The sequence below is a fragment of the Hydrogenispora ethanolica genome, from assembly GCF_004340685.1.
Taxonomy (GTDB): Bacteria; Bacillota; UBA4882; order UBA8346; family UBA8346; genus Hydrogenispora; species Hydrogenispora ethanolica.
The window spans coordinates 60,267-76,248 of the sequence record NZ_SLUN01000014.1 but is presented as its reverse complement, the minus strand read 5'-3'; the positions used below and the strand labels follow the sequence as shown (position 1 = coordinate 76,248).

General features: G+C 55.4%; 13 protein-coding genes. 4 read left to right on the top strand and 9 right to left on the bottom strand.

Features of this window, described 5'->3' with window-relative positions:
• Positions 1-11: 11 nt before the first annotated feature.
• The gene (locus EDC14_RS12535) at positions 12-941 is read right to left on the bottom strand and encodes a carbohydrate ABC transporter permease (protein WP_132014641.1); all 930 of its coding nucleotides are present in this window, start codon (positions 939-941) and stop codon (positions 12-14) included.
• A 78-nt stretch (positions 942-1,019) separates the two neighbouring features.
• Complete coding sequence (locus tag EDC14_RS12530) at positions 1,020-2,468, bottom strand: ABC transporter substrate-binding protein (protein WP_165907990.1); 1,449 nt, start codon at positions 2,466-2,468, stop codon at positions 1,020-1,022.
• Positions 2,469-2,702: 234 nt separating this feature from the next.
• On the opposite strand from EDC14_RS12530, the gene EDC14_RS12525 reads away from it, so the two are divergent.
• Both EDC14_RS12525 and EDC14_RS12520 read left to right on the top strand, forming a co-directional pair.
• Complete coding sequence (locus tag EDC14_RS12525; protein WP_132014639.1) at positions 2,703-4,214, top strand: sensor histidine kinase; 1,512 nt, start codon at positions 2,703-2,705, stop codon at positions 4,212-4,214.
• Positions 4,215-4,313: 99 nt separating this feature from the next.
• Positions 4,314-5,018 carry a response regulator transcription factor gene (locus EDC14_RS12520; protein WP_243662918.1) on the top strand — a complete coding sequence of 235 codons (705 nt, stop codon included), beginning with the start codon at positions 4,314-4,316 and terminating at the stop codon, positions 5,016-5,018.
• A 105-nt stretch (positions 5,019-5,123) separates the two neighbouring features.
• Here EDC14_RS12520 and EDC14_RS12515 read toward each other — a convergent pair whose 3' ends face one another.
• On the bottom strand, positions 5,124-5,990 hold the full coding sequence (locus tag EDC14_RS12515) for an aldose 1-epimerase family protein (RefSeq protein ID WP_132014638.1): 867 nt from the start codon (positions 5,988-5,990) through the stop codon (positions 5,124-5,126).
• Between the two features lie 84 nt (positions 5,991-6,074).
• Positions 6,075-7,205: a serine hydrolase domain-containing protein gene (locus EDC14_RS12510; protein ID WP_165907989.1), complete on the bottom strand. Its 1,131-nt coding sequence runs from the start codon at positions 7,203-7,205 to the stop codon at positions 6,075-6,077.
• Positions 7,206-7,570: 365 nt separating this feature from the next.
• Here EDC14_RS12510 and EDC14_RS12505 point away from each other — a divergent pair, with 365 nt between their 5' ends.
• Positions 7,571-7,852 carry a hypothetical protein gene (locus EDC14_RS12505; RefSeq protein WP_132014636.1) on the top strand — a complete coding sequence of 94 codons (282 nt, stop codon included), beginning with the start codon at positions 7,571-7,573 and terminating at the stop codon, positions 7,850-7,852.
• A complete protein-coding gene (locus EDC14_RS12500) occupies positions 7,845-9,266 on the top strand; it encodes an FMN-binding glutamate synthase family protein (RefSeq protein WP_132014635.1) in 1,422 nt (473 codons plus the stop codon). Before EDC14_RS12505 ends, EDC14_RS12500 begins: the two co-directional genes overlap by 8 nt.
• A 260-nt stretch (positions 9,267-9,526) precedes the next feature.
• Here the strand turns inward: EDC14_RS12500 and EDC14_RS27560 are convergent, their stop codons facing one another.
• The 5 genes from EDC14_RS27560 to EDC14_RS12480 form a co-directional block, all read right to left on the bottom strand.
• The gene (locus EDC14_RS27560; protein WP_279388755.1) at positions 9,527-9,658 is read right to left on the bottom strand and encodes a hypothetical protein; all 132 of its coding nucleotides are present in this window, start codon (positions 9,656-9,658) and stop codon (positions 9,527-9,529) included.
• The gene (locus EDC14_RS12495) at positions 9,648-10,721 is read right to left on the bottom strand and encodes a transposase (protein WP_132014634.1); all 1,074 of its coding nucleotides are present in this window, start codon (positions 10,719-10,721) and stop codon (positions 9,648-9,650) included. The genes EDC14_RS27560 and EDC14_RS12495 overlap by 11 nt, the downstream gene beginning before the upstream one ends.
• Before the next feature lie 809 nt (positions 10,722-11,530).
• Positions 11,531-13,162, bottom strand: a complete 1,632-nt coding sequence (locus EDC14_RS12490) for a response regulator (protein WP_132014633.1) — start codon at positions 13,160-13,162, stop codon at positions 11,531-11,533.
• Positions 13,140-15,035 (bottom strand): cache domain-containing sensor histidine kinase, encoded by a 1,896-nt coding sequence (locus EDC14_RS12485; protein ID WP_132014632.1) that lies wholly within the window; start codon positions 15,033-15,035, stop codon positions 13,140-13,142. Before EDC14_RS12485 ends, EDC14_RS12490 begins: the two co-directional genes overlap by 23 nt.
• Positions 15,036-15,132: 97 nt before the next feature.
• On the bottom strand, positions 15,133-15,978 hold the full coding sequence (locus tag EDC14_RS12480) for a carbohydrate ABC transporter permease (protein ID WP_243662917.1): 846 nt from the start codon (positions 15,976-15,978) through the stop codon (positions 15,133-15,135).
• Positions 15,979-15,982: the final 4 nt, after the last annotated feature.

The following is a 15,982-nucleotide window of genomic DNA, read 5'->3' as shown; positions in this document are numbered from 1 at the left end:
CTTTCGCTTACTCACTCGAAATCAGCCTGCCTCCGTTTGAGTCCTTTGGTGATCAATGCCTGAAGGACCGCGATCACAATGATCGTCAACCCGAAAAAGATTCCTGCGGCTGACGCGTAGCCCAGTCTCGGCAACCCCAGCTCACTGGAGAAAGCGTAACGGTAGATATAGGTCGCCACCACGTCGGTTGCAAAAAATGGTCCGCCTTCGGTCATGGTCTTGATGATATCGAACACCTTGAGGGAACCCACCACATTCAGCAGGGCGATCACAATTCCGATCGGCATAATCAGGGGCAACGTCACAAAACGGAAGGTATTAAAACTATTGGCCCCGTCCACCCTGGCGGCCTCATAGAGCTCTTGCGGCACGCTCTGCAAGCCGGCCAGCCAATAGATCATGTTGGTGCCCATGTTTTTCCAGGTGAAAATGACGATCACCGTTCCCATGGCCAAATTGATATCGCCCAGCCAGTTCAGGGGAGTTTTAAGGATTTGCAACGACTGCAAGACACCGTTGACGGGTCCGTTGGGGCCCCAGATGAAGATCATGATGATTCCGACGATGGATGCCACCGTCACGACCGGCAGAAAAAATACCGTCCGGTAAATGTTCCTCCCTTTGAGCCGCACATTATTGAGGATCAGCGCGATGAGCAATGCCGAAACCAACTGTAACGGCACGACTCCGGCGGTAAACTTGAAACTATTAAGATAGGCGTTCCAAAAATACCGGTCTGCCGCCACTTCCTGAAAGTTTTTGAGGCCCACGAAATTGATATGGCTGCTCATTCCCGACCAGTCCAACATGGCATAATACCAGCTGGCAATGATCGGCCACCCCTGAAACAGGATGTACAGCACCAGGGTGGGAGCCAAGAAAGCCCAACACCAGAGGTTAATCCGCCGTTGGTGTTGTTTATAAAACAGCGATTGTGTCATGGTATTCTCCTTCGCCCGATTCCCCGAGTTATCGTGATGGCAGGCAGAGACTGCTTCTGCCTGCCACTGCGGTCTTCATTACTTCAGCTTGGCATAATCCTTCGCCACGTAGTCCTTCATCGGGTCCCAATTGGCGAATTTGAAATCGGTGATTTTTACCTTGGCGCCCTTGGTCTTCGCCGCGTCGACTGCTCTGATCAGTTCCGCTTCGGATTTCTGCGAAAGCTCCCGTAGATCGCGAGCCGGATCCTTAATGGCACCGGCCACGGTTCCCTGCAGCAATTCCGCCAGGTTGGGGTGGATCTCTTTAATCTCCGCAAAGACCTGGGCGATCTCCGGATTCCGGATGATCGGGTCGGGCGCGAACCGGCCGTATTCGGAGAATACTTTGTAATAGGCCATCAGATCGGGGTCTTTTAAGAATTTGTCATTCACGCCTTTGACCGCCGAGAAGAAAGCGCCGCTTGCGACCACTTTGGCCTGATATCCGGCGGCATCGGCCCGATAAAGATCTTTCAGTACTGCCATGGCTTCTTTGGGATGCTTGGACTTGGCGGACAGACCCATCCAGGCGCCGGCGGTGAAAAGCGCTACCGAACCCTTCCGGCCGTCATCCGGGAGGGGCGGCGCCATGACGCCCAACTGCAGGTTAGGATTGTCTTTCTTCCAGGGCGCGATGCACCAGGAACCCTGGACAATGAATCCCGCCTGGCCTTGAGCGAAGAGCGCCCTGGCTTCGGGGGCGGAGATATTCATGGTATAGGGGTGAAAGCTTTTGTCCTCCGCCAGGCTTTTAAATAGTTCGAAGGTATCCAAAACCGCCTTCGAATCAAAGGTCGGCTTGCCTGTCGCCAGGCTGACCGGAGTATACTCATTCAGCCCACTGCCGCCGAGCGATGACCAGTCTTGCGCCGTTGATTTCCAGCGATTTAGCTGTTTTCCGCCTTCGATGATTCCGTAGTACTTTCCTTTGCCGGCTTCGGTGATCTTCTTGGCATACTCCCGGAATTTCGAATACGTCTTGGGCGGTTTCTCCGGATCCAGGCCAGCCTCTTTCAAAAGCTTTTTGTTATAGAAAACCGCGGTGCTGGGCAGGGTCAGCCACTCCGGCAGCGAGTAAATCTTCCCGCCGATCATGGTGGTGCCTTCGATAAAGGTCCCGTCAATAAAGCTATTGGTGAATTTCTTGTCCAGGAACCGATTCATCGGTTGATACCAGCCGTCGGCTACCGTCGCGGCCAGTTTGATCCCGGGCGGCACCGGAAACAGGTCCGGCGTATCGTTGGATTTGACCGCCGTCAAGATGGTATTTTTGTATTGGTCGATGGTCAGCTGGGTATACTCGATTTTAATGTTCGGATGCTTGCGCATGTAATCCCGGAATACTTCCTCGCGGATGCTCTTAGTGCTGTCACTCCAGTCCATCACTCGGATGGTGACGGTGCCGGCCTTGCCGTAACAGATCACCACTTGCAGGCACAGGAACAATACGAACATCGGAAATAAAAAACGCCACAACTTCTTCATGCATGACTCCTCCCTCATTCTCATTTCAAAAACCGGGTTCTATTTGGTATAATGGGTTTGTAAAGCTTTGTTTTCATTATCATGAAAATCTTTCGATCTGTAAAGTTGATAAATTTTCACCCTTTTTACAAAACATTGTGATAATTGCTCACCAAAAGGCGGAGTGCCATAAAGTTCAGGGATGCAAGAAAGTCATAGAACTTCTTTATATAAACCGACCCGGGAGATGGAAGTTTGTATTATTTATCGTTGCTGTTTATCGCCTTCACGTTAATGGTCGTCTATAAGAATCCCAAGAGCCGGACTTCGTGGTTTATCTGTCTGGTGATCCTGGGCTGGTTCTGTTCGCCTTACGGCTTCGTCCTGTATCTGGACAAAAACAATATCTATTCCCTCTTCATCAACCGCTACTTCAATCTTCCGTATAGTTGGTGGAATCAGATCGCCCTGATGAATGTGGCCCAGGTGAACCTGATCCGGGTGATGAACTTCGGGATCCTGTTGTTTGTCTACGCCTTCGCCTGTTATGCCATTGCCTTCACCTGCGCCGGCCACGATCGGAAAAACCTCAAGCGCTACATGTTGCTGCTCCTCGTCCCAATACTTGAAATGGTTATTTACGACCCGGTCGCCTATAAAAAGATCTATCTGCTGTTAATCGCGGGAGATCCGCCGTTGCTTTCCTTTCACCAGTTTGATACGGTTATTAAAGTCGTGTATGATGTAACGCGCTTTGTCAATATCGGCTATCTGCTCGGGGCGGTCGCGCTGTTGGTCAATTACTTAAACCACCGGACCCATATACCGTTTGTCCGGAATTATACCGCTTTTGTCCTGTTAGGTTTCATTCCGGTCATCACCCTTTTTCTGCTCACTTTCTTCTGGGCGCCCAAGGAACTGATGGCCGTCTCGGCGCTGGCCGATTACGTCAGCTTCAATGTGGTCGATCTGTCGGAAAAGGACTGGCTGTTTTTGATCCTGCGCTATTTCGGCTTTATCGCTTTTCCCATCATCATCTACGCCACCTGGAAACTCAGCGCCGTGGAGGCCTACTACCGGAAGCAGGAGAGCCATATCACCAAGAGCATCAACATCGCCCATCTCGGCGCCAGGGTTTTCAGCCATGCCCTGAAAAACCAGCTCATCTCCATTCAAGGCGAGGCCGAGTATTTGCAGAGCAAGCTGCAGGGCCAGGAAGATCTGCTGGAGAGCGCCCAAACCATCCTGTCCACCTGCGACCAGGTGATCGAACGCCTGAACGAACTGTACGACCGGTTCAAGAGCATCGATGTGGATCTCCGGCCGGCCGGGCTCATCACTCCCGTAAGTGAGGCGGTGCAAAGTTTCCAGAGAACGCTCCCGCCCCGGATCGCGTTCGACTATGCCTTCCCGGAGGTGAACCCCGCGGTTTTCCTGGATTGCAAGCATTTGAAAGAAGCCATCACCGTCATTTTGAATAACGCCCTGGATGCCATCGGCCAAGGGGAAGGCTCGATAACCGTCCGCATCACGAACCATGACAATTGGAGCGTGATCGCGATCGCCGACACCGGAGTGGGAATGACTCCCGAGCAACAGAAGCATGTCTTCGAACCGTTTTATACCACCAAATCCTCCTCCAGAAACTGGGGCATCGGCCTCTCCTATGTGCACAAGATCATCCTGGCGCACCATGGGAAGATCTTTGTCGAGAGCGCGCCGGGGCAGGGCAGCACGTTTACGATCATCCTCCCGGTGATCGTCTGACCCTATTCCAAAAAGCCGCGGGGATGATAAAATATCACCCCCGCGGCTTGGAACGAACCGAATTTTTTATGAAACCGAAGGCAGAAAGGGGTGGCCGGCTTGACGGAGCGTGCCATTAAAGTCCTCATCGCCGACGATATTGAGACGATTCACAAGCGAATCGGAAGAATCATCGCGGAAAGCCCCCAGTTTGAAGTGGTCGGCAACGCCAAAACCGGTTACGAGGCCACGATTCTGGCGACGCTCCACCGGCCGGACGTCATTTTGATGGATATTGAGATGGAGAACCGGATGGCCGGCATCACCGCCACCCGCGAGATTCTCAAGCAGTTTCCGGAGCTGAAGATCATCATCCTGACCGTTTACGAAGAAGACGAACTGGTCTTCGCGGCGTTCCAGGCCGGGGTGGTCGATTACATCGTCAAGAACGCCAAGCCCGAAGACATTGTGACCGCCATTCGCGACGCCTATGAAAACCGTTCGCCGATCCGCCCCACTATCGCCCAGAAGATCCGGAAAGAATTCATGCGGGTCAAATCGGCCGAAGCCAGCTTCGTCTACTACCTGAATATCGTGACCCAGCTGACAGCGACCGAACTGGACGTGCTGGACCTGCTGGTTCAGGGCAAAAGCCGCGCCGCGATCTGCGATATCCGGAACGTCGAGGCCAATACCGTCAAAAGCCAGATTCACAGCATTCTCAAGAAGTTCGACCGGCATAGCGCCGAGGAAGTAGTGGGGATTCTGAAGGAGTTGCAGATCTTCGAGACGCTCCGGGATACGGCCCATCTCGGCGGGAAGTAGGCGGGCCATCGGAAGAGATCCCGGAAACAGAAACGGGGAACAGCGGCGGCGCACTAGCCGTCGCTATTCCCCGCGAGGCAAGGTAAACCCGGGCACGGACCAGCTTTATTTCACACTGATCCGGTATTCGCAGGCGAAGGTCGCTCCGGCCGCCAGCGACCGGATCCCTTCTTTCTCCTGAAAGCTCAGGCCGGCGTCTTTGGTCCCGTGTACGCCGTACCACGGCTCGATGCAGACAAAGGGTCCGGGCGGCGACCAGATCCCCAGAAACGGGAATCCCTCAAAAGCCACTGAAATCGAACGGGGATTGCGGTCGCTTCGCAACGTCACCCGCTTGGAGCGTAAATCCTTGAAGACCAGGGCGCCGTCTTGGAAGAGCTCGTAGGATAACGGCAGCGTCTTCTCCCCGTCCAGGCAGAGGGCGGTGGCTCCGGTGAACAGGTTATTCTTGAGAAAATGCCGTTCAACCCGTTCCGGCTCTGCGAATTCCAGCCGGTAATCGTTCATCGTTTCTTCCGGCCCGAGCGGGCAGCGGAAGGCGGGATGCGCTCCGATGGAAAACCAGAGCGTCCGGGCGTCGGTGTTCTTGACGGCGTACCCGATGATCAGCTCGCTGCCGTCCAGCCTGTAACTCACCTGCAACTGAAAATGATACGGATATTTCTCCAGGGTCCGCTCATCGCTGCGCAATTGATAGACCAGCCGGTCGGCGCGCTCCTCGATCAGCTCGAACAGACTGTCCTTGGCGAAGCCATGGTTCTCCAGCGGATACTCCCGGCCGTCCAACACATAACGGTCGTCCTCCACCCGGCCGACGATGGGAAACAACAGCGGCGATTGCCTGCTCCAATACTGGGGATCCGGCTGCCAGAGATACTCGAAATCGTCGGCTGCGGTCCGCAGCGAACTCAACTCGGCCCCCATGGACTTGACGGTGATTTTTAAGGATTGGTTCTGGATGGTGTTCTGCATTTTTCTTCCCTTCCTGTTTCTTTGATCGTTATATTGGACTGATAATTTCACCGGCTGAACCAGGATCAGCGCGATTGCCGGGATTCACCGGATAAAATCGAAGGTCTCCGGGTTGAGCGCCGCTCCCGTTTCGAGAAGATACTCATTGGCGACTTTGATGGCCAGGCGCTCGGCCAGGCGCATGCCGGTATTGCCGTTGGTCATGATGACGGCACCGGTTCCTGAGTCTTTGCCGGCGATCATCATATTGGTATAGTAATAAGTATTGCCCCAATGCCAAAAGAAAGCGGCGTCCGGCGACTTCAGAATCCCGAAGCCCAGGCCCCAGTAGATATCCTTCCGCCATTGCACCGCCGGGGTCAGCATCATGGCGACGGTCTCCGGCTTCAACAGCGTGGGGCGGCAGACCTCCGCATAGAACCGGGCCAGGTCGGAGGGGGTGGTCAGCAGGCTGTAAGCGGCATTGACCGCTTTGCGGGCGATGGGAAAGGCCACTCCCGCCTCATGGCCGTAGGCCATCAACGCCAGCCGCTCCTCTTGAAATGCGAAAGAACTTAAGTTCATCCCCAGCGGCTTGAAGACCTCCCGCTCCACCCATTCGGCGAACCCCGAACCGGTCACCTCTTCCAGCACCTGCTGCAGGTAGCGGAATCCGGCTCCGGAATAGGAGAAGCGCGTTCCGGGCGTGAAATACACCTTGCGGTCCTTGCCATCGGAATCGTTGGACATTCCCGAGGTATGATTGAGTACCATCCGGAGGGTGATCCGCTCGGCATCCCTCGGATTGGGCAAGTACGGCTTCTTCAAGTAATGGCCCAGGGGTTCGTCCAGCCCGAGCTGGCCCCGTTCCACCAGGATCATCGCGGCATACGCGGTCACCGTCTTGCTAAGGGAAGCGGCCTGAAAGATGGTATCCTCGCCGACCGGATCGGCGGCGCCCGCTTTTTTGACGCCGAATCCCTTGCTGTAGACAATGCCCTGCCCGTCAAAGATCGCCAGCGCCAGGCCGGGGACCCGGCTTTGTTTCATCGCGGCGGGAATATAGGATTCCAGCGCGGCATAGCGGTTCTCCGCGCCATCCGCCCAGACCCGGTGGGTCTGGACCGGAAGACCCGTCAACACCGCGAGCAGCACGGCCCACAGGATGCATCGCCATGGCCCGCGGCCGTTGGTTCCTGTCTTCAAGTTCGGCATGGTCCCTGATTCCTTCTCCATCCACTTCGCCACCCCGTCCAAAGGCGGCCGTTGATGATGGCTGTGTCCGATACGCACTATATTCAACCGACGGCCGGCTTTTCCTTTTTCAATTCCAATTCTTTTGGTCCCGTTTTGGAGGATCATTGCCGGCGGCCCCTTCACTTGGAGGTCCAGGGAAGCCTGGGACGCCGCAATCAAAAAACCGGGTCCGGGGATGAGGCCCCGGTGCATAATCAAGTGATCCTTTTTGGCAAACTAACGGCGTTGCAAGCAATCCGGCCGCGGCTTCGGGGACCGTCACAAAATCCGGAAAAGCGGAGAGCTGGCCATGCAGCGTTAATAATCCCAAGGATATCCAAAAACTTTCGAAGGGTGATGAATCTTTGAGCCGACAAGATCTAAAGAATACTCTGGCTTATATCCATTCCGAAATCAACCGCATCGAAACCATGGCCGGAACCTTGTCCATGACCGAACGGGAGCATTATCGCAAGCTATCCAATTTCGACGACCGGGCGATCATGGATATTGCGGCCGAGGAGCAAAACGCCGCGCGGCAGCTGGGAACCATGAAAGAAATGTGTCTGGCCATGGCCCAAAAGATCGAGGAGATCGAAACCGCGGTCGAGCAAGAAACCTTTTCGGGAGGCAGCGATCGTGCTTAAACTGGTGGGAAATTGGGTCCGGTCCGTGGCCCACGAAACATTGGAAAAAGCCCTGACCCGGATGATCCGGGACCAGTATGTGGAGAACCTCTTTGAATTGGTACCGGCCGCTAAAAAAGTGAATCCCATCTACCTGGTGGAAATCGCCATGCGCGCGGCCCAGGGCAGTCCGATTCCCAGGCCTTTGGGGAGTCCGGTCCACTTTTCCCCCTGGGAGAAAATCTTATTCAACCCGGTACACCTCTCCAGTTTTCCAACCCCGGAAAACGTCACGATCCGGACCTCGGTAACCATCGGCCAGCGGGCCAGGAAACCCTTGACCATCTCCATTCCGGTGATGATTGCGGCGATGTCGTTTGGCGGGGCCTTGAGCAAAAGCGCCAAGATCGCCCTGGCCAAGGCCGCGACCATGGCCGGTACGGCCACCAATTCCGGTGAGGCCGGGCTACTAATGGAGGAACGGGAGGCGGCCCAGCTTTTTATCGGCCAGTATAACCGGGGCGGCTGGTTGAACGCTCCGGAGCAATACCGGCTGCTCGATGCGATTGAGATCCAGTTGGGCCAGGGGGCGCAGGGCTCGACCTACCAACGGACCACCGCCAAAAACATCGGCGCGGATTATCAAGCGGTTTTCGGCCTGAAAGACGGCGAAGACGCGGTGATCCATTCCCGTCTGCCCGGCGTCGATACCCAGGCCGACTTCATCGAGTTGGTCCGCAGGCTGCGGCACGAGACCAGGGTGCCGGTCGGCCTCAAAATCGCCGCCACCCATCACCTGGAGAAGGAATTGCAGATTGCCCTGGAGGCCGGGGTGGATTTCATCACCCTCGACGGCGCCGAGGGAGGAACTCACGGCGGCTCGCCGACGCTGCAAGATGATGTCGGACTGCCGACGCTGTTCGCCGTGACCCGGGCGGCCGAGTTCCTGGCCGAAAAAAAGGCGGCCGGCGCTGTGAATTTGCTGGCTACGGGCGGCTTGGTAACCCCGGGTCAAATGCTGAAAGCGATCGCCCTCGGAGCCGACGCGGTTTATATCGGCACCGCCGCGGTCATGGCGCTGATCAGCGAACAAATGGTGGAATCCGTCCCCTTCGAGCCGCCGACTTCCTTGGTGGTTTACACCGGCAAAATGACCGATTCGCTCGATATTGAGAAGGGAGCCCGGAGTTTGTTCCGGTATCTGAACGCTTGTGTGCAAGAAATGGAACAGGTCGCGATCTCCGCTGGCAAAACTTCATTGGCCGATCTGTCCAAAGCCGATCTCTGCTGTTTGGATCCTTTTGTCGCCAAAGCCACCGGCCTTGAATTGGGGTACATCGCGCCACAAAAGCAGCAACAATTTTTCGGGGACCTGGACCGCTTGGCGTTCGCCCAGGCAACCGCCGACCCGCTCCCGGAGCGGGAGCTCAATTAAGACCTTTTGTCCGAACCATGATTCGCCCGATTCAAGGATTACCGGATTCAAACCCTTGTAACAGCCGGTGTTTTAAACCTGTTCATCCTTTCATCCGTTGAATCCAGGTTTGGGTCGGGTTTTTCCTCCCAATGATACCGGTTTAGCAGTTTGTCCAGCTCGATGCCGACGGCTAGGACCGTGGGGCTGGTGTGGCCGTGGAGATTCTTGGGTTAATCCGGGCAACCGCATTCCGCAGTTTTTCAAGCAGAAGAGCATCCTCAAACGGCTGTCGCCCCCGGCGTTTCACTGTCGGGAGCGATATCGGGACCGTAAATGAATTGGCAGCCCTGTTTTACGAGGAGTTCGACAGCGAATTGTTCGCTCTGGGATTCAGTGATTTTAGCAGCCATAATAACCGTCCTTTGACCAATTTGCCGGATTATTGACGATATATTCAGCGATCATTTGATACGAATTTTCATTCCGAATAATATGTTCGTAATAATTGCGTTGCCACAATCTGCCGGGAAAAGGAACCCAGCCGCATTGTTTTACCCCGTCGGTATAGCGTTTGGTGGTTAATGTTTTAAACCGATGGACAATATCAGGCAAATTCACCGCCGTCGAACCCATTATTTTCACCATGCCCACCGAAATATCCACCGGAATTTCCGTAGGGGCAACCCCCTGTGGTTGCCCCACACATCGTTGCCCATCACATCGTTGCCCCGTATCGTGTGGTTGCCCGTTCCATTGATGTTCACACCGTAATTGTCCAGAATTGCATAATTGACCATCCCGTTGAACAACATTGGGCAAATTCACCGCCGTCGATCCCATTGTTTTCACCATGCCCACCGAAAAATCCACCGGAATTTCCGTAGGGGCAACCCCCTGTGGTTGCCCCACACATCGTTGCCCATCACATCGTTGCCCCGTATCATATGGTTGGCCGTTCCGTGGTCGTTCGGGAATGGGACAATTGCATCTTCCACCAGGACGATCGCATGATCCATCAGGGCAGGCACGGTGATTACATGATCCATCACGGCGATTGCATGATCCATCACGGTGATTACATGATCCACCAGGGCAGGCACGGGGGCCTGCCCCTACCATTGCCATGATTTCGATGATGCCGTGGATGTGATTGGGCATGACGACAAATTCATGGATGGCAAAACCGCTATAATGTTGGGGGATTTCATTCCAAACCGTTGCCACCATCCGCCCCGCGTCATTCAAGATCATTGCCCCGTTTTCAATTTTGCCCAATAAATGTAACCGGCTCTGGGTACAGATGGTGATAAAATATAATCCGGCCCGCGAATAGTCGTATCCTTTCAGGCGAATGGAACGGCGATGATGGATTTCGGGATCATAGGTCATCTCCAGCTTCACTTCCGGTTCACCAATTTTTAATTGACCCCTGATGATTAGATTCTTGATCTTCAAAATCAAGTATTCAATCAATTCGGCTTAACCAGTTCATCTGCTCTAATCAGCGGTTTTATCACATGGCCTCTAAAGCCCCTCTAATTCTTAAACAGGTCAAACAGGTTAATGTTCTAAAACCCGTATTTATTTTCCATGTAAAATTTCGACATATTCTCCTCAAACCTTTCTGAAATCTGCTTCTCCAACCTTTATCTTTTTTCTTCCCGGCACACCGTTGACGACCTCTCCGCCTGAAAGCCCGGCCCCTAACTTTAGACGGTTTAACTGGTACTTCCCCGACTTATCCACAGCCAAAATTCATTAACCACATTCAACGATACCGTTTATCCACAGAAATAGATCGCTTATTCACAAAAAGAACTCATTTATTCACAAAATGAGCTTGTTCAACGACTGAATGAGCTCATTCTTCCGAAAAAGAGCTCTCTCATTCACAAAACAAGCTCGCTTATCCACAAAAAGAGCTTGCTGAATGACTGAGCAAGCTCTCTCATTTACAAAACAAGCTCGCTTATCCACAAAAAGAGCTTGCTGAGCGACTGAGCGAGCTTGCTCATTCACAAAAAGAGTTCTCTTATTCACAAAATGAGCTTGCTGAGCGACCGAACGAACTCTTTGATTCACAAAATGAGCTCATTGAACGCCTCAAAGAGATCACTATCCACAAAACGATTCCATCATAAAAGAAAGCCCATCTTGCGAGTTCTCTGAAACGGCGTGTAATCCCATGATCCTTTCTTCCCAAGGATCATCCTGGCCTCCCGAAACCTTCGGGCAAGGCCCGGCGGTCCGAGAGAGACCGGAATGCCGTCCCACCTTTTTCCTCAGGGATTCCGCAATCTTTGCAACTCCCGGTAATCGGTCGGCGTCAATCCGAAATATTTCTTAAAGCAGATCGAGAAATAATGCTGATCGACATAACCGACCAGCGCGGCGATGTCATAAATTTTGAGGGTGGCGTCGTCCAGCAGCGCGCGGGCCCGCTCCATGCGCATCCGGGTCACGTATTCCACAAAGGACTCTCCCACCTGCTGCTTGAAGAGGCTCCGCAGATAGTTGGGGCTGATGAACAGCCGGGCCGCGATCTGATCCATCGCCAGCTCATTGTCGCTCAGGGCGGCGTCGATCATCTCCTTGGCCTTTTCCACCAGGGTATAGCCTTTTCCGGCCCGCACCTTCTCGATCTCCGCCAGGCAGCTCAGGGTAAAACCGGTCAGAAACTGCTGCAGGTCCTGAAACGTCTCACAGCGGTGAATCAGGTCATAAGGAGTCGCCGCCTCGTCCCGGGTGACATTTTTGATGATTCCGCCCGCCTCCTCCACCATGCGCAGCATCAATACGGCAATCTCGAAGAGCATTTGTTTGAAGCGGGCCGGCTTGATATCGGGCAGGCCGCGGTAATAGCCGAGCAGCATGGCGGCGGTCTGCTGCGCCGCCTGTCGCTCGCCCAGTTTCACCTGGGACAAAAGCTGCCGCTCCAGCTCCACCGGGCGGGCGCATTGCGTTTCACTGCCGGTATGAATGTCCTCGAAATTGGTGACATTGCTCTTCTCATTGAGCAGGCTGAAGCGGAGGGCCTCCTTGGCCTCGGCGTAGGAATGTTGGATCTGCGGCAAGCTATCGTACAGCCCGCCCAGCGCCGCATAGGCGTCCAGCGCCAGGTGGCGTTGGACCGCGATGACGGTGCGCTGCAGGTTCTGGTTGAGGGCGATGAAGGCCCGCTGCCGGTCGCCGTCCGGCATGGCCAACAACAACGCCAGCTTGTCGCCGGACAGGAAGAAACAATGGGGTTTGAAGGCAACGGGAAAGACGCTTTCGGCGATTTGTACCAGCGAACATTGGAGCAGCCCTTCGCCGGCGATGCTCCCCTCCCGGCCCGCCGGGAGCGTTTTGACCTTGAGCAAGGCGATGGCGTAGAGCCGGCCCGCCAGCTTCAGATCGAGGTAGGCCAAGCGCTGTTCCAAGCCGTCGGCGGCCACCTTGCCGACGATCAAATCGTGGAAAAAACGGTCCCGCAGCACCGGCAGGCTCTCCCGGACCCGGCGCTTCAGCTCATCCAGATCCCGCAACAGGTTGCCCCGCTGCTCCAATTCTTCCTTGACCCTGCCCAGGGCCTCCATGAGCTTGGCGGCGGCCACCGGTTTGAGGAGGTAGTCGAAGACGCCGAGGCGCACCGCTTTTTGGGCGTATTCGAAATCATCGTAGCCGCTGACGATGATCACTTTCACATCGGGATTGACCGTTTGGGCCTGTTCGATCAGCTCGATCCCGTTGAGCATCGGCATGCAGATATCGGTGATAATGACATCCGGCAGCAGCTCCGGGAGCAGCTCCAGCGCTTCTTTGCCACTGGCCGCCTCGCCGGCCACGGTGAAACCCGTGGGATGCCCGGCGATAAAGCGCCGGATGCCCTCGCGAATAATCGGTTCGTCGTCAACCACCAGCAACTTGTACATACTTGGCTATCTCCTCCTGGTTCAGGGCGGGGATCAAAATCCGGACCACCGTTCCCCGCTCCCACTTACTGGCGAACTTCAGGCCGTAGCGGTCCCCGAAATAAAGCCGGATCCGCTCGTTGACGTTATAGATCCCATACCCTTCGCCCTCGCTGGACAGCGCTGCGGCGGGCATTCCCCCGGCCAGCCTCTGATTGATCAACTCCAGCTTGGCGGGGTGAATTCCCCGGCCGTCATCCTCGATCAGCAGCTCCAGGTCTGCGGAACCGGCCACGCGCCTGACGCAGATCCGGATGACGCCGGCGCCATCCTTTTCCTTGATCCCGTGGTAAATCGCATTTTCGACGATGGGTTGCAGGATCAGCTTGACGGTCATCAACCGCTGCAGCCCTTCCGGCAGATCGATGGTGAAATCGAATTGATCGCCGTAGCGCATCTTTTGAATCGTGAGGTAGCTGGCGACATTCTCCAGCTCGTCGCCGATGGTGATGAATTCTCTCCCCTTATTGAGGCCGGTCCGGAAGAGCGTGCTCAGCGCGATGGTCATCCGGCTGATATCATCGGCGCCGCTCTTATCGGCCATCCAGCGGATCGATTCCAGCGTATTGTATAAGAAATGGGGGTTGATCTGCGCCTGCAGCGCCTTCAGCTCGGCCCGGCGTTTGAGCACCTGTTCGCTCCGGACTTTCTCCTTTTCCTCCCGGAGCCGGGCGATGTATTCGTTTAGCTTCTGGATCAGCCCCTTGATCTCGCCGACCATGAAATTGAAGCTCTGCCCCAGCTGCCCCACTTCGTCGCGGTACCGGTAGACGAAGGTCACGTCAAAATCGCGCCGGGTCACCTTCTGAATGGCGCTTTCGAGCGCAGCCAGCGGCTGGGTGATGCTGCGCGAGAGGAACAGCGTCAATACCAGCCCTCCGGCGATGCTGGCGGCGGTCAAAATGAACAGAAACGCGCCGAACGCATTGACTTTTTTCAGCAATACCTTTTCGGACTGGATATTCACGATCTTCCAGGGCGCCACCGCCATACCCTGATAGCTGATGCTATAATTGGCCCCTTGATAGCGGCGCCTGAACCGTCCCTGTTGGCCGGCGGCGATTTGGCGGAGCGCCGCCCGATCCTGCAAGAGCCACCGGGTGGTTCGGTCCCGGCCGGATACCACCTCATGGCCCCGCTCGTCGAGGATGGCGATCCAGTTGCCCGCGCCGGAGTAAATCTGGCCTAGATATTCCAGGATGACCTCCCGGTCCAGGTTGACGACGATGTGAAGATCGCCGTTATAGCCGTCGATGGCGAATTGAAACACCATCGGAATGACCGGCTTGGCGTCGCGGTAGATCTCGTCCCGCCGGCTTTTCCCCCAGTAAACGGCCTGGCCCGGCTCGAAACGAAGCTCCCGCGAGAGGCGGGAACTTTTAAAGTGAAAGGAGGGATTCTTGATCTTGGACAGGTCGAAAAACTCCCCCTTGGGGGTATCCATGAAGATGGAGGAGGTGAAGGTTTCGGTGGAGCGGATCTCCGAAAAGGAATTGGCGAAGCGGGACAACGCCAGCGCGTAACGGTATTTCTCTTCGTTGAACAACAAATTGGCCAGGGTTTTGTGGAAATCCTGGTTCAATTCCAGGGCGTAAACCCGCCGGATGATCCCTTTCAGCTTCTCATCGAGAAAATTGCTCACCTGGGTCAAGAGATCGGCGGAACTGACATAGGCGTTCTGACGGATCTCCGCCGCGACATACCGGTATAACAGAACCGCCGATATCAGCGTGGAGACCACGATCAGGGCCATGCACAGCAAAGCGATCTTATGCTTGAGTTTCAGGTTGCCGAGCCAATCCCACATCGTCGTTCCCCAGTCCGTTTCCGCCATGAAGCGTTTGCTTCATCATTTCCGCGCGATCCGCCGTTTTCCCTTTTTCAAAAGCGCGATCCGGCAATGATTGTTCCGGGTCCGGCGGCGCTCGGGTTCAGCCTTTGACCGAACCCGCGGTGAGGCCGGAGATAAATTGTTTTCTGGTGAAACAGTACAGAATCAGCACCGGCAGCAGGGCGATGGACGCCCCGGCGGTCATGATATTCCATTCCGCCGCGGCATTGGCCGAATAGCGCAGGCTGACCACTGCCACGGTCAGCGGCTTGAGCAGCGGATTGGACATGGTGAAGACAAAGGAGGTGATATAATCGTTCCACGCCGTGCGGAAGGTAAAGAGGGCCACTACGCCCAGGATCGGCCGGAGCAGCGGCAGGATCACATTCCAGTAAACCCGGAAGAAACTGCAGCCGTCGATCAGCGCCGCCTCATCCAGCTCCTTGGGCAATGTTTTAATGAAGCCGATGGTCAAAAAGATATTGGTCCCCTGCCCTCCCGTCAACACCAGGGCCAGCCCCAGCAGGTTGCCGGTGAGTCCCAGGGAGTGCATGAGCCGGTATTGCGGGTACAGCGAAACCGCTCCCAGGGACACGAACATGAAGGCCAGGTGCATGCCGAGCAGGAGCTTCCGCCCGGGGAACTCGTGCCGGGCCAGGACATATCCGGTCAGCGACGAGGTGATCAGGGCCAGCACCGTCACGATGGCGCTCAAATATACGCTGTTCCAGGTGTACTGCATGAAGTTGCCTTGCCGGAAGGCAGCGCTATAGTTCGAGAACATCCAGCGGGACGGCAACAGGGTGCTGCCCGAGATCAACTCGGCATTGGTCTTGAGCGAACCGACCAGCGTATAGAAGACCGGGTATAGGGTGAAGGCCACCATGATCAGAATGAATAACCACTTCAGTGTCTGGGCCGCCGCCTTGAATATTTTCTCCATCATTTCC

Coding starts and splice junctions, on each gene's coding strand:
- EDC14_RS12535 (WP_132014641.1), bottom strand. CDS start 941: ATGACACAATCGCTGTTTTATAAACAACACCAACGGCGGATTAACCTC.
- EDC14_RS12530 (WP_165907990.1), bottom strand. CDS start 2,468: ATGAAGAAGTTGTGGCGTTTTTTATTTCCGATGTTCGTATTGTTCCTG.
- EDC14_RS12515 (WP_132014638.1), bottom strand. CDS start 5,990: ATGCAGAACACCATCCAGAACCAATCCTTAAAAATCACCGTCAAGTCC.
- EDC14_RS12510 (WP_165907989.1), bottom strand. CDS start 7,205: ATGGAGAAGGAATCAGGGACCATGCCGAACTTGAAGACAGGAACCAAC.
- EDC14_RS27560 (WP_279388755.1), bottom strand. CDS start 9,658: ATGGCTGCTAAAATCACTGAATCCCAGAGCGAACAATTCGCTGTCGAA.
- EDC14_RS12490 (WP_132014633.1), bottom strand. CDS start 13,162: ATGTACAAGTTGCTGGTGGTTGACGACGAACCGATTATTCGCGAGGGC.
- EDC14_RS12485 (WP_132014632.1), bottom strand. CDS start 15,035: ATGGCGGAAACGGACTGGGGAACGACGATGTGGGATTGGCTCGGCAAC.
- EDC14_RS12480 (WP_243662917.1), bottom strand. CDS start 15,978: ATGATGGAGAAAATATTCAAGGCGGCGGCCCAGACACTGAAGTGGTTA.